Origin of the sequence: Ramlibacter sp. AN1015 (assembly GCF_037726105.1) — a bacterium.
Lineage (GTDB): Bacteria > Pseudomonadota > Gammaproteobacteria > Burkholderiales > Burkholderiaceae_C > Ramlibacter.
Map to the genome: position 1 here is coordinate 232,018 of NZ_JBBJUM010000002.1, position 21,741 is coordinate 253,758.

Here is a 21,741-nt window from a genome sequence, read left to right on the forward strand (position 1 = left end):
TTGATGCCGCGAGCACCCGTTGTGCTCATCAGTAAGAAACGCCAGCGTGCGAATCGTTCACCTGATGGAGCGCTCAGCGCCTCTCTGAGAGACCGCAAGACCGGCCCGGCGTCGCCGCGCCTGCCGCAGCACGATGCGCTGCCACACGCCCCTTCAGGCGCCGCGATCTCCGGCGCACTGCAGGCGCAGCCAATCCACGAAGCGCTCCACCGCCGGGTGCGCCCCGAGCGAGCGGCGGCGGCACAGGTAGTAGCCGCGCCCCGTGGACGCGCAGGCGGCGACCGGCATCGCCAGGCGACCGGCAGCCACGTCGTCCTCCACCATGCAGCGCTGCACCACCGCGAAGCCCATGCCAGCCCTCGCCGCCTCGACCAGGTTCAGCACCAGGTCGAAGCCGGTGCCGCGCCACTGGGCAGGCAGCGCCGAACCGGCGGCTTCGGCCCAGAGCGCCCAGTTGTCGGGATAGTTCGAGTGATAGAGCAAAGGCTGCGCGAGCAGTTGGTCTGCCGATGCGACGCCCCGCGCCCGCTGCGGCGCGCAGACGGCGACGATCTCGCGCCCGACCAGGTATTCGGCAGCGACTTGTCGGGGCCAGCGCTGGTGGGCCTGCGCCTTCAGCGCGATCCACAGATCGACGTCTTCGCGCTGGAAGTTTTCCTCGTGGTGGTATTGGCGGAACTCCAGCGCCACCTCGGGATGGTGCGCGTGGAAATCCGGCAGGCGCGGCAGCAGCCAGAGTGTTCCGAAGCTGGGGGCCACCGAGATGCGCAGGCGCAGGCGCTCGGTGGGGCGGCGCAGGGCCAGGGCCGCCGCTTCGAGTGCGGCCACATGCTTTTCGGTGCGCCGGCGCAGCGCGGTGCCTTGCGGCGTGAGCCGCACGCCCGCGCCCGAACGCTCGAACACGTCCACCCCGAGCTGCTCCTCGAGCCGCTGCACCGCCCGGCTGACGGCCGCCTGCGTGACGTGCAGCGCTTCGGCAGCGCCACGGAAACTTCCCACGCGCGCGACCGCCAGAAAAGCATGCAGTTCGACCAGCGAGGGGCTGTGGATGGCCATCCACGAATTACATCATGTCATCACCGGACGCTGAAAAGTCGTTTGTCGGGGCACTCTGCGGCGCCTACGCTCTCCGAGCTCCTGCAGGGCTTCGCCCCCCTCTCTCCGTCACCTGCTCTCACCCGCAAAACCATGTCCATGAACACCCGTCACTTCCTCAAGGCCCTGGCCGCCGCGGCCGCGCTGTGCGTGCTCGGCGCCGGTCAGGCCCAGACCTTTCCTGAGCGCCCGATCAAGCTGATCGTGCCGTTCGCCCCCGGGGGCTCGACCGACCTGGCCGCCCGTCTCGTGGCCGAATACGGCAGCCGCGAGCTCGGCCAGCCGATCGTCGTGGAGAACAAGGCGGGCGCCGGGGGCTCCGTGGGCATGGAGATGGTCGCCAAGGCCAAGGCCGACGGCTACACCCTGGGCATGGCGACCGTCAGCACGCACGGCAGCAACCCGGCGGTGTACGGCGCCAAGCTCAAGTACCACCCGGTCAAGGACTTCGCGCCGGTGACCAACGTCGCCACCACGCCCAGCGTGTTCGCGGTGCACCCGAAGGTGCCGGCCGCGACGATGAAGGAGTTCATCGCCAAGGCCAAGGCCGAGCCGGGCAAGTTCAGCTTCGCCTCGCCGGGCGCCGGCTCGCTCGGACACGCCAACATCGAGCACTTCATGCACCTGGCGGGCATCGAGATGCTGCACGTCCCCTACAAGGGCGCGGGCGTCGCGATGAACGACGCGCTGGCCGGCCAGGTCGATGCGATCACGGACAACCTGCCCTCCGCCCTGTCCAACATCAAGGCCGGCCGGCTGCGCGCACTGGCGGTGCTCTCGGACAAGCGCTCGCCCGCGCTGCCCGACGTGCCGACCTATGGCGAGCTGGGCTACCCGCAGATGGGCACCGGCGGCTGGTTCGGCGTGGTGGCACCCGCCGGCACGCCGCCCGAGGTGGTCGCACGGCTGAACGCGGCAATCCACAAGGCCATGCAGCATCCCGAGTTCATCCGCAAGATGGACGAGTCGGGCGCGTCGCTGATCCCCGGAACGCCCGCCGAGTTCGGCAAGCAGATCGAGCAGGCGATGGCGCGCTACGCCCGCGTCGCCGAGGTCGCCAAGATCAGCCTGGACTGAGCGCCCTCATGCACGAATCCGTGCACGCCTATGACCTGATCGCACCCCGCGAGCCCGCCACGGCGCTGGTGTGCGACTCCCCGCACAGCGGCACCGACTACCCGGCGGACTTCGGCCATGCCGTGCCCCTGGCGCTGCTGCGCCGGGGGGAGGACACCCACGTGGAGGCGCTCTGGGACGCTGCTCCCTCGGTGGGTGCGACGCTGCTGTCCGCGCGCTTTCCGCGCACCTATATCGATGCCAACCGCACGCTCGACGACCTCGACCCGGAGCTGCTCTCCGGGCCGTGGCCCGAGCCGCTGGCGCCCAGCGAGAAGACGCGCCTGGGCTATGGCCTCGTGTGGAGCAACATCGCGGCGGGGCGGCCGATCTACGACGGCCCGCTCAGCCCCGAGCGGGTGCGCCGGCGCATCGAGCATTACTACAAGCCCTACCACGCGGCGCTGTCGCAGGCCATCGAGTCCACGGCGCAGCGCTTCGGCGGCGTCTGGCACCTGAACCTGCACTCCATGCCCAACGACGCCTACGAGCGGCTGCAGATCGCGAGCGCGCACCCGCTGGCCGACTTCGTGCTCGGCGACCGCGACGGCAGCACCTGCGAGCCCGGCTTCGTGGACGTGGTCGAGAGTGCGCTGCGGGCGCGCGGCTACCGGGTCGCGCGCAACGATCCCTACAAGGGCGTGCAGCTGATCGCCCGCATCGGCCAGCCCGCGCGCAACCGGCACAGCCTTCAGGTCGAGATCCGGCGCCCGCTCTACATGGACGAGGCGACGCGCGAGCGCAACGCCGGCTTCACGCGTGTCCAACGCCACCTCGGCGAGGTGCTGCAGGAGTTGGCCGGCTACGTGCAGGCACGCTGCGCCTGACGCCGGACGGGCTGGTGGGCGGCCGCTTGCGGGCACCATAATGGCCGAGCCATCCGCTGCCTTCGGCTCCTCCATGCAACTGCCCCGCCTCCCTGCCGGCCCGCGCCTCGCGCGCGTCGGCGCCTGCGTCGTCCTTGCGTCCTGGCTGCTGCCGGGATGCGCGGTGATCACCGTTTCCAGCGCAGCCACCTCGGTCGCGGTCACCGGCGCCTCGCTGGCTGCCGGGGCCGCGGTCGGCACCGTGCGTTTCACCGGCCGCGCCGTCGGATCCGCCATCGACCTCGCCACTCCCTCCTCGGAGTAGCACGGGCATGCGGCGCAGCCTGCCCGTCGCCCGCTTCCGCCCGCGCCTGCTCGACGCCCTGCGCGGCTACGACGCCTCGCGCTTCCAGAAAGACCTGGGCGCGGGTGCCACCGTGGCCATCGTGGCGCTGCCGCTGGCCATGGCGTTCGCGATCGCCTCGGGGCTCAAGCCCGAGGCGGGCCTGTGGACCGCCATCATTGCCGGGCTGCTGGTGTCGCTGCTGGGCGGCTCGCACGTGCAGATCGCCGGTCCGGCCGGTGCCTTCATCGTCATCGTCTACGGCATCGTCGAACGCTACGGCCTGGCCAACCTGCTGATCGCCACCGCCTCGGCCGGCGTGCTGCTGTTCATCCTCGGCCTGCTGCGCCTGGGCACGCTGGTGCGTTATGTGCCGGTGAGCATCGTGGTGGGCTTCACCAACGGGATCGCCGTGCTCATTGCGCTGTCGCAGCTGCGCGACTGGCTCGGCCTGGAGGTCGCGCGCATGCCGGCCGATTTCTTCGGGCAGCTGCGGGTGCTCTGGCTGCACCTGGACAGCTTCAATCCGAACGCGTTCGCCCTGGGCCTGGCGTGTGTCGCCGGGCTGGTTCTGTGGCCGAAGCTGTGGGGCCGGCAGTCGCCGCTGGAACCCATCCTGCGGCTGCCGCTCATGCGCGGCGCGGCGCAGGTGAACGCACGGCTGCCGGGCCCCGTCGTGGCGCTGGTCAGCCTCACCCTGCTCGCATGGGCGCTGCAGCTGCCGGTGCAGACGATCGGCTCGCGTTTCGGCGGCATTCCCCAGGGACTGCCGGCGTTTGCGCTGCCCCTGTTCACCTGGGAGACGGTCAAGCAGCTGGTCACCCCGACGCTCACCATCGCCTTGCTGGGCGCCATCGAGTCGCTGCTGTGCGCGCGGGTGGCCGACCAGGTGAGCGGCCTGCCGCGCCACGACCCAAACCAGGAATTGATGGCGCAGGGCATCGCCAACGCAGTGGTGCCGCTGTTCGGCGGCATGCCGGCCACCGGCACCATCGCGCGCACGGTGACCAACGTGCGCTCGGGCGCCACCTCGCCGGTGGCAGGGCTGGTGCACGCGGCGGTGCTCGCGCTGATCGTGCTGCTGGCGGCGCCGCTGGCGTTGCATGTCCCGCTGGCGGTGCTCGCGGGCATCCTGCTGTTCGTGGCCTGGAACATGGGCGAGTGGCGCGCGTTCGCGCAGCTGCGCCACCACAGCGGCCATTACCGCGTGCTCATGCTCGGCACCTTCGTTCTCACGGTGGTGTTCGACCTGACGGTGGCCCTGGAGGTGGGCCTGGTGGCCGCGGCGGTGCTGTTCATCCGCCGCATGAACACGCTGTTCTCGGTCGAGGTGCGGGCGCAGCCCGAGGGCGTGCTGCACCTTAGCCTGTACGGCTCGCTGTTCTTCGGCGCGGCTGCCAAGCTCGATGCGGCCGTGCAGGCGGTGGAGCACGGCCCGCCCTCGCCGCGGGTCGTGCTCGATGCACTGCACCTGGTGCATCTCGACACCACCGGCCTGGACGCTTTGCGCGAGCTGCACAAGGCGGTGCTGTTGCGCGGCGGCAGCCTGGAGCTGCTGCACCTGCAGGCGCAACCGCGCGAGACGATGGAGCGCGCTGGCTTCATCGACGAGCTGGCGCGCAAGCACATGTCGGGAGAGGTCGCGCCGTAACGGCTTGCTCAGCCGAGGGTCGGCTCCGACGGGCGAGACCAGGGATCGATGTGGACCTCGGCCCCCCGCTCCAGGCCCGCGGACGGGCCGCCGACGTCGATGCCCAGGCTCCGATGCAGCGCGAGCGTCGCGCCGCCGGTGCCGACCCACAAGGTGTTCGCCTCGAGCAGACCGGCGTATACCTCGGTCTCGCGGTGCGCATCGGGCCTGCCGAGGGTGCAGAAGTAGACGATGTCGCCGATCTCGTCATCGCCTTCGTACAGCAAGCCGACGGCGAGTTCGCCCAGGAGCAGCCCCTGCGTGGCGACCAGGGTGTCGGGATCGAGTTCCAGGCGGACGGCCGTGGTGCGGATCAGCTCGTTGTAGGCATTGATCATCTAACGCGTTCCCCGGAATCGGTCGTGCGGGATTGGGAACGCCACCCGACTCGCGGTTCCCGCCGCGCAAGTCATGCGCTGGAAGTCATGCGCTGGAAGTCATGCGCTGGAAGTCATGCGCTGGAAGTCATGCGCTGGAAGTCATGCGCTGGAGGTCATGCCTTAGAGATCACGCTTTAGAGATCACGCGTTGGAGGTCTCACCTTGGAGGTCACGCGTTGGGGGTCAGGCCTTGGAGGTCACGCGCTGGAAGTCAGGCGTTCGAGGTCACGCGTTTTAGGTCGAGGTCACGCTTTCCTCGAGCGGACCGCTGAAGACCGCGCGCGAGGGCCGTGCGGTCGAGGACACCGCGCGCTGGCAGGTCACGCGCGAGGGGCCGCCCTGCAACGCCCGCACTGCGCGGCCCACGAGTGCCTAGCGATGCTCGGGCGCTTCGTTGTCCGGGCGGCTCTGGCTGCGCACGACCCGCAGGTCGCGATCGAACCAGACCGTGAAGAGCATGGAGGCGTTGGGCGGATCCATCCACCGCCAATCCCAGGCCGTCTCGCCGCGCAAAGGCACGCTCTGCTGGCGCGCGGGCCGGCCCAGCATGCGGCGCACCTCCTCCATGGACATGCCGGGCTGGACGCGGGCGAAATTCCCCGGGTGCAGCACCTGGCGCAGCGCGCTCATGCGACCGTCGGGTCCGATGGTGATCATGTAGTTCTGGTGGCCCGCCGGGTTGCGGTTGTACTCGAGGGTGTAGCCACCGCCCGGTGCTTCCCAGATGGCCTCGGGTGCGCCGAAACGCGCACGCACGTCGGCTTCGGTGGACACACCTTCTTCGAGTTCGCTGATGCGCTGGGGGTCGCAGCCGGTGAGCAGCATGCCGCACAGCGCCAGGGCCGCGAGGGCACCATGGCGGCTCTGCAACAGCGGGGCGGCTCGGCGGGAGGGCAGATGAGAGAGGCGCATGGTGACGAAGAGTCTACGCGCGGCCCTGCGCCGTTGCAGGCGAGCGCTCGGCCGGCGAGCGTGGGCCTCGCCCAGCCCAGCCCAGCCCGGGCCGGCACGGCACGGCACGGCACGGCACGGCACGGCAGCACATCCTCGATCCTGCCGAGTCCGACCTACTCGGACCCGGCTGCCGCCTCGGCTGGGGACTCGGACTCCGACACGAACTGCGGCGCAGACTCTGACACCCCCAGCAGTGCACCGTACTGGGCGCCAAGGCGCGGCGCCGCTCCGGCTGCGGATGAACCGGCCGCCTGGAACATGGAAACCGGATGCGCCTGCTGCGCTCTCACGTTGGCGAAGGCGGACTGGGCGGCAATGCCCCTGGTGGCCTCCGCGCTCGACCGGGTCAGCACCTTCACGGCCGAGACCTGGTAGCTCGTGGGGTCGCGCGTGATGCGATCCACCTGCTCCAGGGCGGCACGTGCGGCCGACGCCTGCTGGGCCGGATCGCGGCGCACCGCGGCGAATGCCAGTTGCTGCCGGGCATGCCGCAACCAGGCGTTGGCGTCACGCCGCGCCTGGGGCACCAGGACGCATTCCAGCCGGATATCGATGACGGACCCCGCGGGCATGCCCTGGGTGGCCTGCGCTACCTGACCGACGTAGTGGTCGAGCTCGTCCTGTCCCGCGCGCTCGCGCAGGTGCGGCATGACCTGCCGCAGGCACGCTGCCAGGTCGTCGTTGACCAGGCGCGCCTGGACACTCATGCCGCAGCCTTCCTGCAGCAGCCCGGCCCGCCGCACGAATTCGCGTTCGACCGTGACATCGCGGCCCACCTCGAAGTCCTTGCTTGCTCGGCCCTGGAGCACCGACACGCTCCCACCCGCGAGCACGCTGACGGTGCGGATGCGCCGCTCGGTTTCCATGAACGGACGCTTGCTGGTCTCGAGCCGCTCCTGGCGCGAGGCACTCAGCTGCCCTTCGAGCGCCGCCAGCGTGAGCGGCCCGGCCGTCAGCTGCAGTTCGGCGCGCGCGAGTCCGCTGGTCTGGTGTGAGCGCATGGCCAGGCGCTCGACGCGGATGCGGGCCCACTGCGCCGGCTCGATCGGCGCTGCGTCGATCAGCGCCTTGACCAGGGCTTCCGCGGCGGCGTCGTCCGGGCAGGCAAAGCGAAAGCCCGTGCCCGCCCCCTCTTCGCGCCGCCCCTGCAGGGTGACGGAGCCGCCGAGGAAGGAGAGCGCCGCCGACATCGCGCCCGACCTGGCCGCCGTCACGTCGATCTCGTATCCCGCCGCCGTGCGGACCACGTTGAGACCGTCCGACTTGCGCGCCTCCACCTGGGTGCCGACGCCCATGCCGGGCAGCACGGGCTGGGTGAAGGACAACTCACCCTGCGTTCCGAAACCCAGACCGAATCCGTAGGACTCACCGACCTGCGGCGCATGGCGCTCTCGCAACTGGTGAAAGCGCTGGAGCACGACCATCCTGTTGGCCGCGCTGCGGCTATCCCTGGCCGGCGACGCCCCGGTGGCAAGCGCCCCCTGCGCACCGCCTGTGGCGGACTGGCTGGACTCGGGAAGCAGCCTGCGCAGTAGTCCCTTGGCTTTCGCGTTGGCGGGGTCGAACCGGTCGCACACGGTCGCAAGGCTCAGGCCTTTCGCCAGCTCTTTCAAGGCGTCCTGCACCAACGAACGGATCGTCGGATCCTGATCGGCGATCTGGAACCCGTAATCGCGCAGCTTCTTGAGCACCGAGCCGACGGCGGACTCGCCCGCGTAGGTGCTCGCCGTGGTGAACTGCGCGTCGCCGCGCTCCGACGCTTCCAGCAGCACCGCGATGCGCACCACCGCTTCGAAGTGGGACTGCAGGGCCGATGCGTTCGTGCTGCCTGCCGCATGCTGCGGTTGCAGCCGCTCGATATCCTGGCTCGCCTTGAGCAGGCCCCGGAATTCCTCCGCCTGCCCCAGCAGCTTGCGCAGCGCCGCGCGGCTCGGCTCTTCGCCGGTTTGTGTCTGCAGGGTCAGGCTCTCCGGATCGAAACCGTTCAGCTCAGCTAGCGCGACGGCCTCGTCCAGGGCAAGCTGCTTGAGGATCGTGCCGTCCCGTGCAGCCTGCCTGTTGTGGCTGTCCAGTTGGCCGGCGACATTGAGGTACTTCACGAGCGCTTCGAGAGTTGCCCGCTGCGTCCGCGCAGTAGGATCCTTGCTGCCCAGCAGCGCGCCAAGATCGTCGAGCCTGAGGTTCCAGCCCTTGGCCCGGAGACCGGAGATGCAGGCCGCCCGATCGCCGAGCGCGCGGACGTAGCGCCCGTACGTGGGTCCGGCTGCCACCATCCAATCGGAGCGAACCGCCTCGGTGCGCTCTCGCAGCAAGCGCTTGAAGTCTGGCGACGCGGGATCGACATCGGCTTGCTTCGTGATCTGCTCATGCAGCGTTGCAGCCATGCCGCGCGCGGACACCAGCACGTTCTCCGCCCTACCCGCAGCCGACAGCGTCTGCGCCTTCTGCAGCGCCTGCGCGAACTTCGCGATGCTCTGCTGACACCGCGCGACGCTGTCCAGGCTGCTGAAGCCCTGTTGCAGCTGTGCCTGCGCCTGCGCGAGGTCCGGCAGAAAGGCGCGCGTGCCTTTCAGGTGCGTGAACAGACGCTGCACCTTCTCCCGGTCGATCGCCCGCGTGGCGGGGTTCAGAGCGGACAGGTAGATCCAGTTGATCAGCAGAAGGTCGGCCTCCTTGTCCATGCCTTGGGCGAGCGCGCGGATCTGGTCGATCGCCCACTCCGAGGCGCCGGGGGCGGCGCCTGCGTCGCCTACCAGAGGAGCCTGGCTCGTGCCGCCGAGTGCGATCAGCCGATTGATTTCGGCATTGACGACGCGCAGCTTGTGGTGGACGGTGGTGGCGTAGCGGCGTTTCGCGAACTCGTCGGACACCGCCTCGGGTGCCTTCGCCTTGTCCGCTGCGAGCGCGGCCTGCTCTTCACCATCGAGGGCCTCCAGTTTCAGCGACAGGGCAAGGTCGTCCCACTCGGGCGAAGCGAAGATCTTGTCTACCGCTTCGGCCTTGCCCGCCCGGATATCCGACAGCAGCCGAAGCGCCGGCTTGCCCTTTGGATCGAGGATGCCGAGCGCGATGGTTTTCACCACTTCGTCGTGCTCGTCGGGAAGCACCTTGGCGCAGACGCCGTCGATCTGCCGCTGGACGACGCGATACTCCGCAACCGTGCCCCGGCGCAGGCTCGCGGCCAGCGCCGCCGGCGCCGCAAAGCCGGCCTTGTCGGGAGATGCCGTTAGCGCCGCGTAGTGCGCGAGCGCGGCTTCGCCCTCCACCAGCGTATCCACGACCTCCTGGAGCCGGACGATGCTGGCGTGGCAGAGGACCGCATCGGCCTCGCTCCAGCTTTCGCTGGCCGTGAACGCGTCCTGAAACAGCGCGAGCCGGTCCTGCAGGCTCGAAAGCGCCCCCACTGCAACATCCACCCGCTCCTCGAGCAGCTTCGCGTGCTGTTCGTCGGTGGTGGTGCGCAGCTCCTGCACCAGCCGGCGACCCTCGGACGCGCACCGCTCTCGCAGGCTTCCAAGCGCCGCTCCCGGGCTCGCCGGCATGTGCGCAAGGTCCGTGCGGATGCGATCGAGCCGCTGCATCCTTTCCAGCAGCGTGCCGACCTCGCGCGAGGCGCGCTCCGCCGACTGCAGCTGGACCTCGGCGCGCTCGATGGGATCGTCCGGAAGCACCCCCGGGCGCGGGGCGGCATCGACCTGCGCCACCAGGGCCGCGTAGACGGCCCCCGCTCGCGCTTGCGCCTGGATGCTAGTGCTGCCCTTGTTCGCGAAATAGGACCGCAGCGATGCGAGGCCCGCATCGTCCGCCGAGATGTGCATCAGGAAGGCGCGGGCATCCGCGACGGACAAGGCTGCGCCTGCGGCTGCGTTCACGCGGCCGCACACCAGGTCGTAGACGGCTTTGGGGCTCTTGTCCGAGCAGCCGTCGAGCGCCGCTCGCAATGAGACGGGTAGCTCGGACGAGGTGCTTCGGGGCGCCACGCCGTGGCGAAGGGCCTCGTGAGCAGCGCGCGCGGCGGTGAGCTGCTCCGCGCGTGGACCCGAAAGCCGGCCGAAGAAGAATCCGATGCGCCCGGTGGAGGGGGGCCGCAGGGTTTCGACCAGCCCCGTCCGCGTCGGTCGTGCGATGCCGAGCCATGCCTTGATGCGGGCGACGAAGCCGCGCGTCGGTGCGGCGAGACGCGTCGCAGCCACCGGCCGCGACCCGGGGCCTGCGGTGATGGGAGCAGGCTGCGGCGTGGCGCCGTGAACATGGGCAGGGTGGTTCATGTCAGGCCAGCCTCAGTTTCGAATCGGCACCCTCGAACGCGTCCTCGCCTGCGCTCCTGATGTCGCTGGAGGGATCGGGTGCGAAATCGATCCTCTGGAGTTCGTCGCGCCAATGGACAGCCATCTGGATGAACTCCATGAGCAGCTGCTGGAACGAGGTTTCGTCGAGCAGCGCGACGGGGGCGCACTTCCAGAGCACCAGCTCGCGGTCGCGGGGGTCGATCGCGAACGTGGCTCCGTCGGTGCCGAGACCGAGGAACTGCTCGGTGAGCAGGTGCTCGGCGATGCGGGCGAGGTGGACGGGCGGCCAGGGCAGCATGGGTGCACGCAGATAGACGGCGCCGCCGTCCTCCGGCACCTCGATCGCGCAGTCCATTCCGCTCTCATGGCCGACGCCGCAGACGCCCTCGCTGGAGAGCTGGAGGGACAGCCCGGCGACATCGCCCAGTCGGCGTAACCAAAGGCTGACCAGAGCACGCGTGTCCTGGCGGTCGGGCGATTGCATGGCGGGGTGCGTCGGCGCAAGCCAACACGGCTGTGGAATGCCCCGTCTGTAACTCCGACCGGTTCGAAGGTTCCCCTTCGGCGCGCCCTCGTAGAATGGCCCGCCTAGAGGTCCCGTCCATGTCCCTGCTGCGCCGCATATTTCGCCGTCCCGACTACACGTCGGAGGTCACCCAGTTCATCTCCGAGCTGAAGGCCGAAAACCCCGACCTGGAGGCGCAGCAGCGCTCCGGTCGCGCGATCTGGTGGGACAAGCGCCTCGACCGCGACCAGCAGCAGGAGTGGAGCCAGGCGCGGGTGCGCCAGAACCCGTACGTGTACGGCTCCAGCAGCACCGGCGAAGGCGCCGAGCGCGCGCGATAGCAGCCGGCCGCGCGATGGGCGACAGCATCGACACCCTGCCCGAGCGCCCGGCAGCGCCGGCCGCCGACATGCCCGAAGTGATCGATCAGGTGGCGCTGGCGCGCCTGTACGGCGAGCCGCTGTTCGCGATGCCGACCGACCTGTACATCCCGCCGGACGCCCTGGAGGTCTTCCTCGAAGCCTTCGAGGGACCGCTGGACCTGCTGCTCTATCTGATTCGCAAGCAGAACTTCAACATCCTGGACATCCCCATGGCGGGCGTGACGCGCCAGTACCTGCAGTACGTGGACGAGATCCGCAGCCGCAACCTGGAACTGGCGGCCGAGTACCTGCTGATGGCGGCCATGCTGATCGAGATCAAGTCGCGCATGCTGCTGCCGCCCAAGAAGACGGCCGAAGGCCAGGAGCCCGAAGACCCGCGGGCCGAGCTGGTGCGGCGCCTGCTGGAATACGAGCAGATGAAGCTGGCGGCCGCGCGCCTGAACGCGGTGCCGCAGCTCGGGCGCGACGTGCTGCGCGCGCAGGTGACCATCGAGCAGGCCATTCAGCCGCGCTTTCCCGACGTGAGCGTGGCCGAGCTGCAGGAGGCCTGGCGCGACATCCTCAAGCGCGCCAAGCTGGTGCAGCACCACAAGATCAGCCGCGAGGAGCTCTCGGTGCGCGAGCACATGAGCATCGTACTGCGCAGGCTGCAGGGGCGCCGCTTCGTCGAGTTCGAGGAACTGTTCGACGTGCAGCGGGGCGTGCCGGTGCTGGTGGTCACCTTCATCGCCATGCTGGAGCTGGCGAAGGAGACCCTGATCGAGCTCACGCAGGCCGAGGCCTTCGCCCCCATCTACGTGCGCCTGGCCTACCAGCCGGCCTGACCGACCTGCCGACCATGACACCTTGCGCTTCGCTCGATTTCGACGTGCTGATCGTGGGCAGCGGCCTGGCCGGGCTGTCGGCGGCGCTGCACCTCGCGCCCACCCATCGGGTGGCCGTGCTGACCAAACGCACCATGACCGACGGCTCCAGCGGCTGGGCGCAGGGTGGCATCGCGGCGGTGCTGTCCGAGCGGGACAGCTTCGATGCCCATGTCGATGACACGCTGGTCGCCGGCGCCGGGCTGTCCGACCCCGCGGCCACACGCTTCGTGGTCGAGAACGCACCCCAAAGCATCGCCTGGCTGCGCTCGCTGGGCGTGCCCTTCTCGCAAGAGAACGGCGACCTGCACCTCACGCGCGAGGGCGGGCACAGCGCGCGGCGCATCGCCCACGTGACGGACGCGACCGGGGCCGCCGTGCAGCACACGCTGATCGAGCACGTGCAGCGCACACCCAACATCACCGTGTTCGAGCACCACATGCTCATCGACCTGATCACGGCGCACAAGGTCGGCCGCTCACCCCAGCGTTGCCTGGGGCTCTATGCGCTCGACGAGGCACGCGACGAGGTGGTCGCCTTTCGCGCGCCCCACACGATCGTGGCCACCGGCGGCGCAGGCAAGGTCTATCTCTACACCACCAACCCGGACACCGCCACCGGCGACGGCATTGCGGCCGCATGGCGCGCCGGCTGCCGGGTGGCGAACATGGAGTTCATCCAGTTCCACCCGACCTGCCTGTACCACCCGCACGTCAAGAACTTCCTGATCTCCGAGGCGGTGCGCGGCGAAGGAGGCCGGCTGCTGCTGCCCGATGGAACGCGCTTCATGCCCGCGCACGACGAGCGCGCCGAGCTGGCACCGCGCGACATCGTGGCGCGGGCGATCGATTTCGAGATGAAGAAGCACGGACTCGACTGCGTCCTGCTGGACATTTCGCACCAGCCTCCGGCCTTCGTCCGCGAGCACTTCCCCAACATCCACGCGCGCTGCCTGGAGCTGGGCATCGACATCACGCGCGAGCCGATCCCGGTGGTGCCGGCGGCACACTACACCTGCGGCGGCGTCCTCACCGACCTGGCGGGCCGCACCGACCTGGGCGGCCTGCACGCCATCGGAGAGACCGCCTGCACCGGGCTGCACGGCGCCAATCGCCTCGCCAGCAACTCGCTGGTCGAATGCATGGTGTTCGCCCGCTCGGCGGCGCTCGACATCCGTGCAACGCCGCTGCCGGCCGTGCCGGAGGTGCCGCCCTGGGATACGAGCCGGGTGACCGATGCCGACGAGGCGGTGGTGATCTCGCACAACTGGGACGAACTGCGGCGCTTCATGTGGGACTACGTGGGCATCGTCCGCACCAACAAGCGCCTCGAGCGGGCGGCGCATCGCATTGCGCTGCTGCAAGGCGAGATCCAGGAGTTCTACGGCTCCTTTCACGTGAGCCGCGACCTGCTGGAGCTGCGCAACCTCGTCACGGTGGCCGAGCTCATCGTGCAGTCGGCCACCAGGCGGCACGAGAGCCGCGGCCTGCACTTCAGTCGCGACTACCCCGCCACGCTGCCGGTCGCCACGCCGACGGTGCTCTCGCCCCGCTGAACGGGCGCAAGCCCAGCGGCGGGCGTCCTACAGGATGGCCGGCGCTGTGCGCACACAGGGCGCCCGGCCCCGGACCTAGAGTGGGTCGCACACGGCGCGTCGAAGCGCCGCCAGCACCCAGCAGCAAGGACACCGCATGCAATCCAATCCTCTCCAGCGCATCCGCGAATGGAACAGTGAACGCCAGGAGCTTCCCGGCGAACGGCAGACGCGCCAGCAGCTGCAGCAGCTCAGGGAATGGGACGCCCAGCGGCCCAACATTCCGGGCGAGCACTGGCTGATGCTCGCGGCCGGCATCGGCACCTGGATCGCCACGCGGCAGAGCGCGTCGTTTGCGGTGCGCCTGGGCGGATCCATCCTCGGCTCGATGATGGTGGTGCGGGCAGCGACCGGCCGCAAAGGCCTGGGCGAATACCGCTGGCTGCCGCTGAGCAAGTAGGCACCAGCGAAGGCCGGCCCTGCTCCGACAAACGCTGTGCGTGGAGCACTCACCCGGCGCGCGGCGTCCGGAACCGGGAACCACGCTCGCGTTGCAGCCCCGGACGGCGCACCGGGAGGCTGGCCCCCCGAGGACCTGCGACGGTTGTTACCTCAGGCCGCGCCGATGTTCGGCACCAGGGCGCCCGCAGCCTGACCGTTCTTCAAAGCGGCGGTGAACGCCAGCATCCGGTCGATCGGCAGTCGCGCCCTTTCGATCAGCGTGGCATCGACGTGGACTTCGTTGGCGCCGGTCTCCAGCACCCGCGCCAGGTCGGCCAGTCCGTTCATCGCCATCCAGGGGCAATGCGCGCAGCTCTTGCAGGTGGCGCTGTTGCCGGCCGTAGGCGCCTCGATGAAGACCTTGCCCGGATTGAGCGTGCGCAGCTTGTGCATCATGCCGTTGTCCGTGGCGACGATGAACTCGCGTGCGTCCATCTCGCGCGCGGCCTTGAGAATGGCGGAGGTCGATCCCACCGCGTCGGCCAGCGCCACGACGTCGGCAGGCGATTCGGGATGCACCAGCACCTTGGCGCCGGGATGAGCCTTCTTGAGCTGCTCGAGCTCGAACCCCTTGAACTCGTCGTGCACGATGCACGAGCCGTTCCAGAACACCATGTCGGCACCGGTCTCGCGCTGGATGTAGCCGCCCAGGTGGCGGTCGGGCGCCCACAGGATCTTGTGCCCCTGCTCCTTGAGCGCACCGACGATCTGCAGTGCGCAGCTGGAGGTGACGAGCCAATCCGCGCGTGCCTTCACCGCGGCGCTGGTGTTGGCATAGACCACCACCGTCCGGTCGGGGTGCTGGTCGCAGAAGGCGCTGAATTCGTCGATCGGGCAGCCGAGGTCGAGCGAGCAGGTCGCGTCCAGGTCGGGCATCAGCACGCGCTTCTCGGGCGACAGGATCTTGGCCGTCTCCCCCATGAAGCGCACGCCCGACACCACCAGCGTGCGCGCCGGATGGTCGCGGCCGAAGCGGGCCATCTCGAGCGAGTCGCTCACGATCCCGCCGGTCTCCTCGGCGAGGTCCTGCAGGTCCGGGTGCACGTAGTAGTGCGACACCATCACGGCATCGCGCTCCTTCAGCAGGCGGCGAATGCGCGACTTGAGCTCTTCGCGCTCGGCCGGCTGCGGCTCGGGCGGCACGCGGGCCCAGGCGTGGCGCGTGTCGCAGCTGCTGCCGCTCGGCTGTTCGTAGGCAACGTCGATGATGGGGATGACTGCGCTCATTTATTTCGGCTCTCGGATCGGCACCGCCCGCACATGCGGCCGGTCGGGCTTTGCGCAAGCCCCACACGACACCACACAGGAACGTCGGACGCCCCGAGCATAGCCCGCGGGCGCCCGGCGGCTGCGTCGCGCGCCACAATGTCCGCATGACTACTCCGTACAGCACGAGCCAGCCCACGCGCGCAGAGATCGACGCCCTGCCCGGCCCCACGCTGCTCGAATTCGGCACCGACTGGTGCGGCTGGTGCCGCGGCGCCCAGGCGCACATCGCCGAGGCCCTTCGCGCCCACCCCGGGCTGCGCCACCTCAAGGTCGAGGATGGCCCCGGGCGCCCCCTGGGCCGCTCGTTCAAGGTCAAGCTGTGGCCGACGCTGATCCTGCTGCGCGATGGTCAGGAGATCGAGCGGCTGGTGCGGCCCGGGGCGTCTGCGCCGATCGCCGAAGCCCTTGCCCGTCTGGACGCATCCGGCGGCGCACAGACCGCGCGGTCGGCGGACGCGCCTGACGGCCGGCGGCAGGGCTGAGCCCGCTTCAGCTTTCGGGTCGCGCGCTGCGCCCCATCAGGGCCGCGACCGCCTCTTCGGGGCCGCTGCGGCCATCCAGCAGGCCCAGCACGGCCTGCGCGATCGGCATCTCGACACCGAGCCGGTCGGCGCGCTGCACGACGGCCCGCGCGCAGTAGACGCCCTCGGCCACATGCCCCAGGGAATGCACCGCCTGCTGCAGGCTCTGCCCCTGCGCCAGCAGCAGGCCGACACGCCGGTTGCGGCTCAGGTCTCCGGTGGCGGTGAGGACCAGGTCACCCAGCCCCGACAGGCCCATGAAGGTCTCCGCACGCGCGCCGAGCGCCGTCCCGAGGCGCGTCATCTCGGCAAGCCCGCGCGTGATGAGGGCGGCACGCGCATTGAGCCCGAGTTGCAGGCCATCGCACAGGCCGGTGGCGATCGCCAGGACGTTCTTCACCGCGCCGCCCACCTCGACGCCGGCGAGATCGTCGTTGGCGTAGACACGCAGGCTGGCGCCGTGGAACGCCTCTACCAGGGCGCCGCGCACGTCGGCGTGCGGGCTGGCCGCAACCAGGGCGGTGGGCTGGCCCCGCGCCACCTCGAGCGCGAAGCTCGGGCCGCTGAGCGCACCCGCGCGCAGGTTAGGAGCGACTTCGAGCTGTATCTCATGCCCCAGCAGTCCCTGGGGATGCGCCGGATCGGCCTCGAATCCCTTGCACAGCCAGGCGATCGGGACCCTGGATTCGCGCAGCCGCTCCAGCAGGGGCCGCAGCCCCGCCATGGGCGTCGCAACGATGGCGAGTGCGTGCTCGGACACCAGCCGTGGCAGGTCCTGCGCCGCATCGTCACGAACGGTGATCGAGGGCGCGAGGGCGACTCCGGGAAGATAGCGGCGGTTTTCGCGGTCGCTGCGCAGCGACCGCGCCTGCGCCGCATCGCGCAACCACAGGCTGACTTCATGGCCGGCCGACGCGTTGACGGCCAAGGCCGTGCCCCACGCGCCTGCGCCGAGCACGGCCAGCCTCATGCTCAGGCGCTGGTGATGATGCCCGAGCCCTGCTGCTGCTGCGCCAGCTGGGCTTGCTGCTGCTCGTACATCGCCTGGAAGTTGATCTCGGCAAGGTGTACGGGCGGAAAGCCGGCGCGGGTGATGAGGTCGGCGACGTTGCCGCGCAGGTAGGGATAGATGATCTGCGGGCAGGCAATGCCCATCACCGCGTTCATCTGCTCGGGATCGATATTGCGGATCTCGAAGATGCCGGCCTGCTTGACCTCCGCCAGGAACACGGTGCGGTCCTTGATCTTGGTGGTCACCGTGGCGGTGACGCAGACCTCGAACACCCCGTCGGCGGCCTGCGAGGCTTCCACGCCCAGCTGGATGTCCACGCCCGGCTGCTCCTGCTCGAGCAGGATCGCGGGCGAATTCGGCTGCTCGAGCGAAGCCTCCTTCAAATAGACGCGCTGGATCTGGAAGACGGGGTCTTGGGTGTCGGCCATTGGGGAATCTTTCTGTCGTGAAGAGGCCCGCTCCCCGAGGGGGCGGGCCGGAAGCGGGGGATTATCTCAGGCGCCCTGCAGCAGGGGAACGAGGCCGCCGCGCTGGTCCAGCGCGATCAGGTCGTCGCAGCCGCCGACGTGGGTGTCGCCGATGAAGATCTGCGGCACGGTGCGGCGCCCGGTGGTCTGCATCATGGTCGCGCGCTGCTCGGCATCGGTGTCGATGCGGATCTCGTCGATCTGCTCGACGCCCTTGGACTTGAGTATCTGCTTGGCTCGAATGCAATAGGGGCAGACGGCCGTGGTGTACATCTTGACGGGTTGCATGGGTGACGTGGTCTTCGAAAATTCGGGGGTCAGGCTTTCTCGACCGGCAGGTTAGCCTCTTTCCACGCACGCAGGCCGCCCGCCAGCACTTGGGCCTTTTCGTAGCCGAGTCTTTTGGCAGTAGGCAAGGCGCGCTGCGCGCGCGCGCCGGTGGGGCACACCAGGATCAGCGGCACGGTCTTGTTCTTCACCACCTCAGGCAGCCGCTTCTCGAACTGCCCCAGTGGTACGTTGCGGGCCCCCGCCACGTGGCCGGCGGCATACTCGTCGGGCTCGGCCACATCGACCACCACGCCGCGCTCGCGGTTGATGAGTTGGACGGCCGCGGCGGGATTCAATCCTCCGCCCGAGCCGCCGCGCAGCATGGGCCACAGCAGCATGCCGCCCGAAAGCAGGGCCACGGAGATCAGCGCCCAGTTGTCGATCAAGAAATTCACGTCGTTCCTTTGAAGCCCTGCAGGGCAACCCGCGATTCTAGAATCCCGGGTTTCCCCACTCACCGACGACAGGCGCCTGCCCATGTACAAACTCGTCCTCATTCGCCACGGCGAATCGACCTGGAACCTCGAAAACCGGTTCACCGGCTGGACCGACGTGGACCTCACCCCGACCGGCATCGAGCAGGCCAAGAACGCAGGTCGTCTGCTGCGCAGCGAGGGCTTCGACTTCGACCTCGCCTATACGAGCGTGCTCAAGCGGGCCACCCGCACCCTCTGGCACTGCCTCGACGAGCTCGACCGCACCTGGCTGCCGGTGGTGCATTCGTGGCGGCTCAACGAACGGCACTACGGCGCACTCCAGGGACTGAACAAGGCCGAGACGGCGCGCGAATACGGCGACGCGCAGGTCCTGGTGTGGCGCCGCTCCTATGACGTGCCCCCTCCTGCGCTGGAGCCCGACGACCCGCGCTGCGAGCGCGGCGACATCCGCTACGCCAAGCTCGCTGCGGGCCAGGTGCCGCTGACCGAATGCCTGAAGGACACCGTCGCGCGGGTGCTGCCGTTCTGGAACGAATCCATGGCGCCCGCGATCCGTGCCGGCAAGCGGATCGTGGTGGCGGCGCACGGCAACTCGATCCGCGCGCTGGTGAAGTACCTCGACAACATCTCGGACACCGACATCGTCGGCCTCAACATTCCCAACGGCATTCCCCTGGTGTACGAGCTCGACGCCGAGCTGCGCCCGCTGCGCAGCGCCTACCTGGGCGACGAAGCGGCGGCCAAGGCGGCCGCCGCTGCCGTGGCCACCCAGGGGCGCGGCTGAACTCCGCAGGCGCCGGATCACGGCGGCCGGCCGGGCCCGCCGCAGTGGCCGGCCCGGTTTTTTTACACATCCGCAGCCAGGTGCATGGAACCTGGGGGTAAGCATTGCGTCAGAGCCGTTTCCCAGGTGTATAAATTGAGTCGAGAGGACTTAAGACTTTCCATGAGCCACAAACTGAAGATCGCCGGCTGGATTTCCGTAGGCGCCCTCGCCGGAGCGCTCACAACGGTGTCGCTGCAGACGGCCGCGCGTGGCTCCCTGGCCCCGCTCCCACTCGAAGAATTGCAGCAGCTCGCGGCCGTGTTCGGCATGGTCAAGAGCGACTACGTCGAGCCCGTCGATGAGAAGAAGCTCATCAGCGACGCCATCTCCGGCATGGTCGCCAGCCTCGATCCCCACTCGCAGTATTTCGACAAAAAGTCCTTCAAGGAATTCCGCGAAGGAACTTCAGGGCGCTTCGTCGGCGTGGGCATCGAGATTTCTCAGGAAGAGGGCCTCGTGAAGGTGGTCTCGCCCATCGAAGGCTCGCCCGCCGCACGCGCCGGCCTCCTGCCCGGCGACCTGATCACCAAGATCGACGAAGCCGCCGTGAAGGGGTTGACGCTGTCCGAAGCGGTCAAGCGCATGCGTGGCGAGCCGAACACCAAGGTGATGCTCACGATCTTCCGCAAGGACGAGAGCCGTTCCTTCCCGGTCACCATCACGCGCGAGGAAATCAAGACCGTGTCGGTCAAGGGCAAGGTGGTCGAGCCCGGCTACGCCTGGATCCGGCTGTCGCAGTTCCAGGAGCGCACGGTGGAAGATTTCGTGCGCAAGGTCGAAGAGGTCTACAAGGCCGACCCGAACCTCAAGGGCATGGTGCTCGACCTGCGCAATGATCCGGGCGGCCTGCTCGACGCGGCAGTCGCCATCTCGGCGGCCTTCCTGCCAGAAGGCGTGACGGTGGTGTCGACCAACGGGCAGCTGCCCGAGAGCAAGTTCACCTACAAGGCCTCGCCCGAGTTCTACCAGCGCCGTCCGGGCGCCGATCCGCTGCGCCGGCTGCCCGCCGCGCTGAAGAACGTGCCGCTCGTGGTGCTGGTCAACGAAGGCTCCGCTTCCGCCAGCGAGATCGTCGCCGGCGCCCTGCAGGACCACAAGCGTGCGGTGGTCCTCGGCAGCCAGACCTTCGGCAAGGGCTCGGTGCAGACGGTGCGGCCGCTCGGTCCCGACACCGGGCTGAAGCTCACGACGGCGCGCTACTACACGCCCAGCGGCAAGTCCATCCAGGCCACGGGCATCGTGCCGGACGTGCTGGTGGACGAGAGCGAGGAAGGCAATGTATTCGCCATGCTGCGCACCCGAGAAGCCGACCTGGTGAAGCACCTGAACAACGGACAAGGCCCCGAAAGCAAGGACCCGGCCCGCGAACGCGCCCGCGAGGAAGCGATGAAGCGTGCCGAGGAAGAAGCGAAGAAGCCGCCGGCCGAGCGCGCCAAGATGCCGGAGTTCGGCAGCGAAACCGACTTCCAGCTGAAGCAGGCGCTGAATCAGCTCAAGGGCAGCCCGGTGCTGGTCAGCAAGACGCAGGTCATCGAGGACAAGAGCGCCAAGAAAGAGAACTGACCGCACAGCGCGCTCCGGCGCGCGAAGCAGGTCTCCCAAGCCGGCCGGCGCCGTAGCCTGCCGGCTTTTTCGTTTGTAATCACCGCATGACGGACGACGAACTGCTGCGCTATTCGCGCCACATCCTGCTCGAGGAAATCGGCGTGGAAGGCCAGGAGCGGCTGGCGCGTTCCCGCGCCCTGGTGATCGGGGCGGGCGGGTTGGGGTCGCCGGTGGCGCTGTACCTGGGCAGCGCAGGTCTGGGCGAGCTCGTGCTGGTGGACGACGACACCGTCGATCTCACCAACCTGCAGCGCCAGATCGCGCATTCGATAGGGCGGATAGGCCGCGCCAAGGTCGAGTCGGCACGCGACGCGATCGCCGCCATCAACCCGGCCGTGCGGGTGCGCTGCGTGCGTCAGCGCGCTGACCCTGCGCTGCTGGACGAGCTGGTTCCGGGTGCCGGGCTCGTGCTCGACTGCAGCGACAACTTCGCGACACGTCAGGCCATCAACGCCGCATGCGTGCGCCACGGCGTGCCGCTGGTGTCGGGATCGGCCATCCGCTTCGACGGACAGATTGCAGCCTATGACCCGCGCGATCCGGCCTCGCCCTGCTACGCCTGCGTGTTCCCGCCGGACCAGCAACCCGAGGAGACGCGCTGCGCCACGCTCGGCGTCTTCGCACCGTTGGTGGGGATCATCGGCAGCATGCAGGCAGCCGAGGCGCTGAAGCTGCTGACCGGGGCCGGCCGGTCGCTGGCCGGACGGCTGCTGATGCTGGAGGCGCTGCGGATGGAATGGAGCGAGATCCGGGTGCCCCGCTCGCCCCACTGCCCGGTGTGCGCCCGCGCGGCCGGCTGACGAAACCGCGCCCT

The 21,741-nt window shown here is 69.3% G+C and carries 22 protein-coding genes; 12 read left to right on the forward strand and 10 right to left on the reverse strand.

Going from position 1 to position 21,741, the window contains the following annotated elements:
- Positions 1–153 precede the first annotated feature (153 nt).
- Complete coding sequence (locus tag WG922_RS03835) at positions 154–1,056, reverse strand: LysR substrate-binding domain-containing protein (RefSeq protein ID WP_340280809.1); 903 nt, start codon at positions 1,054–1,056, stop codon at positions 154–156.
- Between the two features lie 138 nt (positions 1,057–1,194).
- Here WG922_RS03835 and WG922_RS03840 point away from each other — a divergent pair, with 138 nt between their 5' ends.
- The 4 genes from WG922_RS03840 to WG922_RS03855 all read left to right on the forward strand — a co-directional run bounded on the left by WG922_RS03840 (position 1,195) and on the right by WG922_RS03855 (position 5,011).
- On the forward strand, positions 1,195–2,172 hold the full coding sequence (locus WG922_RS03840; RefSeq protein WP_340280811.1) for a Bug family tripartite tricarboxylate transporter substrate binding protein: 978 nt from the start codon (positions 1,195–1,197) through the stop codon (positions 2,170–2,172).
- Positions 2,173–2,180: 8 nt separating this feature from the next.
- Positions 2,181–3,038: an N-formylglutamate amidohydrolase gene (locus WG922_RS03845; RefSeq protein ID WP_340280813.1), complete on the forward strand. Its 858-nt coding sequence runs from the start codon at positions 2,181–2,183 to the stop codon at positions 3,036–3,038.
- A 73-nt stretch (positions 3,039–3,111) separates the two neighbouring features.
- Positions 3,112–3,342, forward strand: a complete 231-nt coding sequence (locus WG922_RS03850; RefSeq protein ID WP_340280815.1) for a hypothetical protein — start codon at positions 3,112–3,114, stop codon at positions 3,340–3,342.
- Positions 3,343–3,349: 7 nt separating this feature from the next.
- Positions 3,350–5,011 (forward strand): SulP family inorganic anion transporter, encoded by a 1,662-nt coding sequence (locus WG922_RS03855; RefSeq protein ID WP_340280816.1) that lies wholly within the window; start codon positions 3,350–3,352, stop codon positions 5,009–5,011.
- Between the two features lie 8 nt (positions 5,012–5,019).
- Here WG922_RS03855 and WG922_RS03860 read toward each other — a convergent pair whose 3' ends face one another.
- The 4 genes from WG922_RS03860 to WG922_RS03875 all read right to left on the reverse strand — a co-directional run bounded on the left by WG922_RS03860 (position 5,020) and on the right by WG922_RS03875 (position 11,157).
- Complete coding sequence (locus tag WG922_RS03860; RefSeq protein WP_340280817.1) at positions 5,020–5,388, reverse strand: CesT family type III secretion system chaperone; 369 nt, start codon at positions 5,386–5,388, stop codon at positions 5,020–5,022.
- A gap of 414 nt (positions 5,389–5,802) precedes the next feature.
- Entirely contained in the window at positions 5,803–6,255 is a 453-nt protein-coding gene (locus WG922_RS03865; RefSeq protein WP_340281165.1) for an outer membrane protein assembly factor BamE, read from the reverse strand.
- Positions 6,256–6,497: 242 nt separating this feature from the next.
- Positions 6,498–9,857, reverse strand: a complete 3,360-nt coding sequence (locus tag WG922_RS03870; RefSeq protein ID WP_340280819.1) for a hypothetical protein — start codon at positions 9,855–9,857, stop codon at positions 6,498–6,500.
- 796 nt (positions 9,858–10,653) lie between these two features.
- Positions 10,654–11,157: a type III secretion system chaperone gene (locus WG922_RS03875; RefSeq protein ID WP_340280821.1), complete on the reverse strand. Its 504-nt coding sequence runs from the start codon at positions 11,155–11,157 to the stop codon at positions 10,654–10,656.
- Between the two features lie 119 nt (positions 11,158–11,276).
- Between WG922_RS03875 and WG922_RS03880 the strand changes: the two genes are divergently transcribed.
- From WG922_RS03880 to WG922_RS03895, 4 genes are all read left to right on the forward strand, one after another.
- Positions 11,277–11,519, forward strand: a complete 243-nt coding sequence (locus WG922_RS03880; protein ID WP_340280823.1) for a DUF3460 family protein — start codon at positions 11,277–11,279, stop codon at positions 11,517–11,519.
- A gap of 14 nt (positions 11,520–11,533) precedes the next feature.
- On the forward strand, positions 11,534–12,385 hold the full coding sequence (locus tag WG922_RS03885; RefSeq protein WP_340280825.1) for a segregation and condensation protein A: 852 nt from the start codon (positions 11,534–11,536) through the stop codon (positions 12,383–12,385).
- 14 nt (positions 12,386–12,399) lie between these two features.
- Entirely contained in the window at positions 12,400–13,980 is a 1,581-nt protein-coding gene (nadB, locus tag WG922_RS03890; RefSeq protein WP_340280827.1) for an L-aspartate oxidase, read from the forward strand.
- Positions 13,981–14,116: 136 nt separating this feature from the next.
- The gene (locus WG922_RS03895; RefSeq protein WP_340280829.1) at positions 14,117–14,419 is read left to right on the forward strand and encodes a hypothetical protein; all 303 of its coding nucleotides are present in this window, start codon (positions 14,117–14,119) and stop codon (positions 14,417–14,419) included.
- Positions 14,420–14,571: 152 nt separating this feature from the next.
- Here the strand turns inward: WG922_RS03895 and nadA are convergent, their stop codons facing one another.
- A complete protein-coding gene (gene nadA / locus WG922_RS03900; RefSeq protein ID WP_340280830.1) occupies positions 14,572–15,687 on the reverse strand; it encodes a quinolinate synthase NadA in 1,116 nt (371 codons plus the stop codon).
- 146 nt (positions 15,688–15,833) lie between these two features.
- Here nadA and WG922_RS03905 point away from each other — a divergent pair, with 146 nt between their 5' ends.
- Positions 15,834–16,211, forward strand: coding sequence for a thioredoxin family protein (locus WG922_RS03905; protein ID WP_340280832.1), 378 nt, complete (start codon positions 15,834–15,836; stop codon positions 16,209–16,211).
- Between the two features lie 7 nt (positions 16,212–16,218).
- On the opposite strand, the gene WG922_RS03910 is transcribed toward WG922_RS03905, so the two are convergent.
- From WG922_RS03910 to WG922_RS03925, 4 genes are all read right to left on the reverse strand, one after another.
- Positions 16,219–17,220 carry an NAD(P)H-dependent glycerol-3-phosphate dehydrogenase gene (locus WG922_RS03910; protein WP_340280834.1) on the reverse strand — a complete coding sequence of 334 codons (1,002 nt, stop codon included), beginning with the start codon at positions 17,218–17,220 and terminating at the stop codon, positions 16,219–16,221.
- A 2-nt stretch (positions 17,221–17,222) separates the two neighbouring features.
- Positions 17,223–17,690, reverse strand: coding sequence for a protein-export chaperone SecB (gene secB, locus WG922_RS03915; RefSeq protein ID WP_340280836.1), 468 nt, complete (start codon positions 17,688–17,690; stop codon positions 17,223–17,225).
- 66 nt (positions 17,691–17,756) lie between these two features.
- Positions 17,757–18,017: a glutaredoxin 3 gene (grxC, locus tag WG922_RS03920; RefSeq protein WP_340280837.1), complete on the reverse strand. Its 261-nt coding sequence runs from the start codon at positions 18,015–18,017 to the stop codon at positions 17,757–17,759.
- A 29-nt stretch (positions 18,018–18,046) separates the two neighbouring features.
- Complete coding sequence (locus WG922_RS03925; RefSeq protein ID WP_340280838.1) at positions 18,047–18,454, reverse strand: rhodanese-like domain-containing protein; 408 nt, start codon at positions 18,452–18,454, stop codon at positions 18,047–18,049.
- 82 nt (positions 18,455–18,536) lie between these two features.
- Here WG922_RS03925 and gpmA point away from each other — a divergent pair, with 82 nt between their 5' ends.
- The 3 genes from gpmA (at position 18,537) to WG922_RS03940 (ending at position 21,727) form a co-directional block, all read left to right on the forward strand.
- The gene (gene gpmA / locus WG922_RS03930) at positions 18,537–19,280 is read left to right on the forward strand and encodes a 2,3-diphosphoglycerate-dependent phosphoglycerate mutase (protein WP_340280839.1); all 744 of its coding nucleotides are present in this window, start codon (positions 18,537–18,539) and stop codon (positions 19,278–19,280) included.
- A gap of 162 nt (positions 19,281–19,442) precedes the next feature.
- Positions 19,443–20,885, forward strand: coding sequence for a S41 family peptidase (locus tag WG922_RS03935; RefSeq protein WP_340280841.1), 1,443 nt, complete (start codon positions 19,443–19,445; stop codon positions 20,883–20,885).
- Positions 20,886–20,971: 86 nt separating this feature from the next.
- A complete protein-coding gene (locus WG922_RS03940; protein WP_340280842.1) occupies positions 20,972–21,727 on the forward strand; it encodes a HesA/MoeB/ThiF family protein in 756 nt (251 codons plus the stop codon).
- The last annotated feature ends 14 nt before the right edge of the window (positions 21,728–21,741 follow it).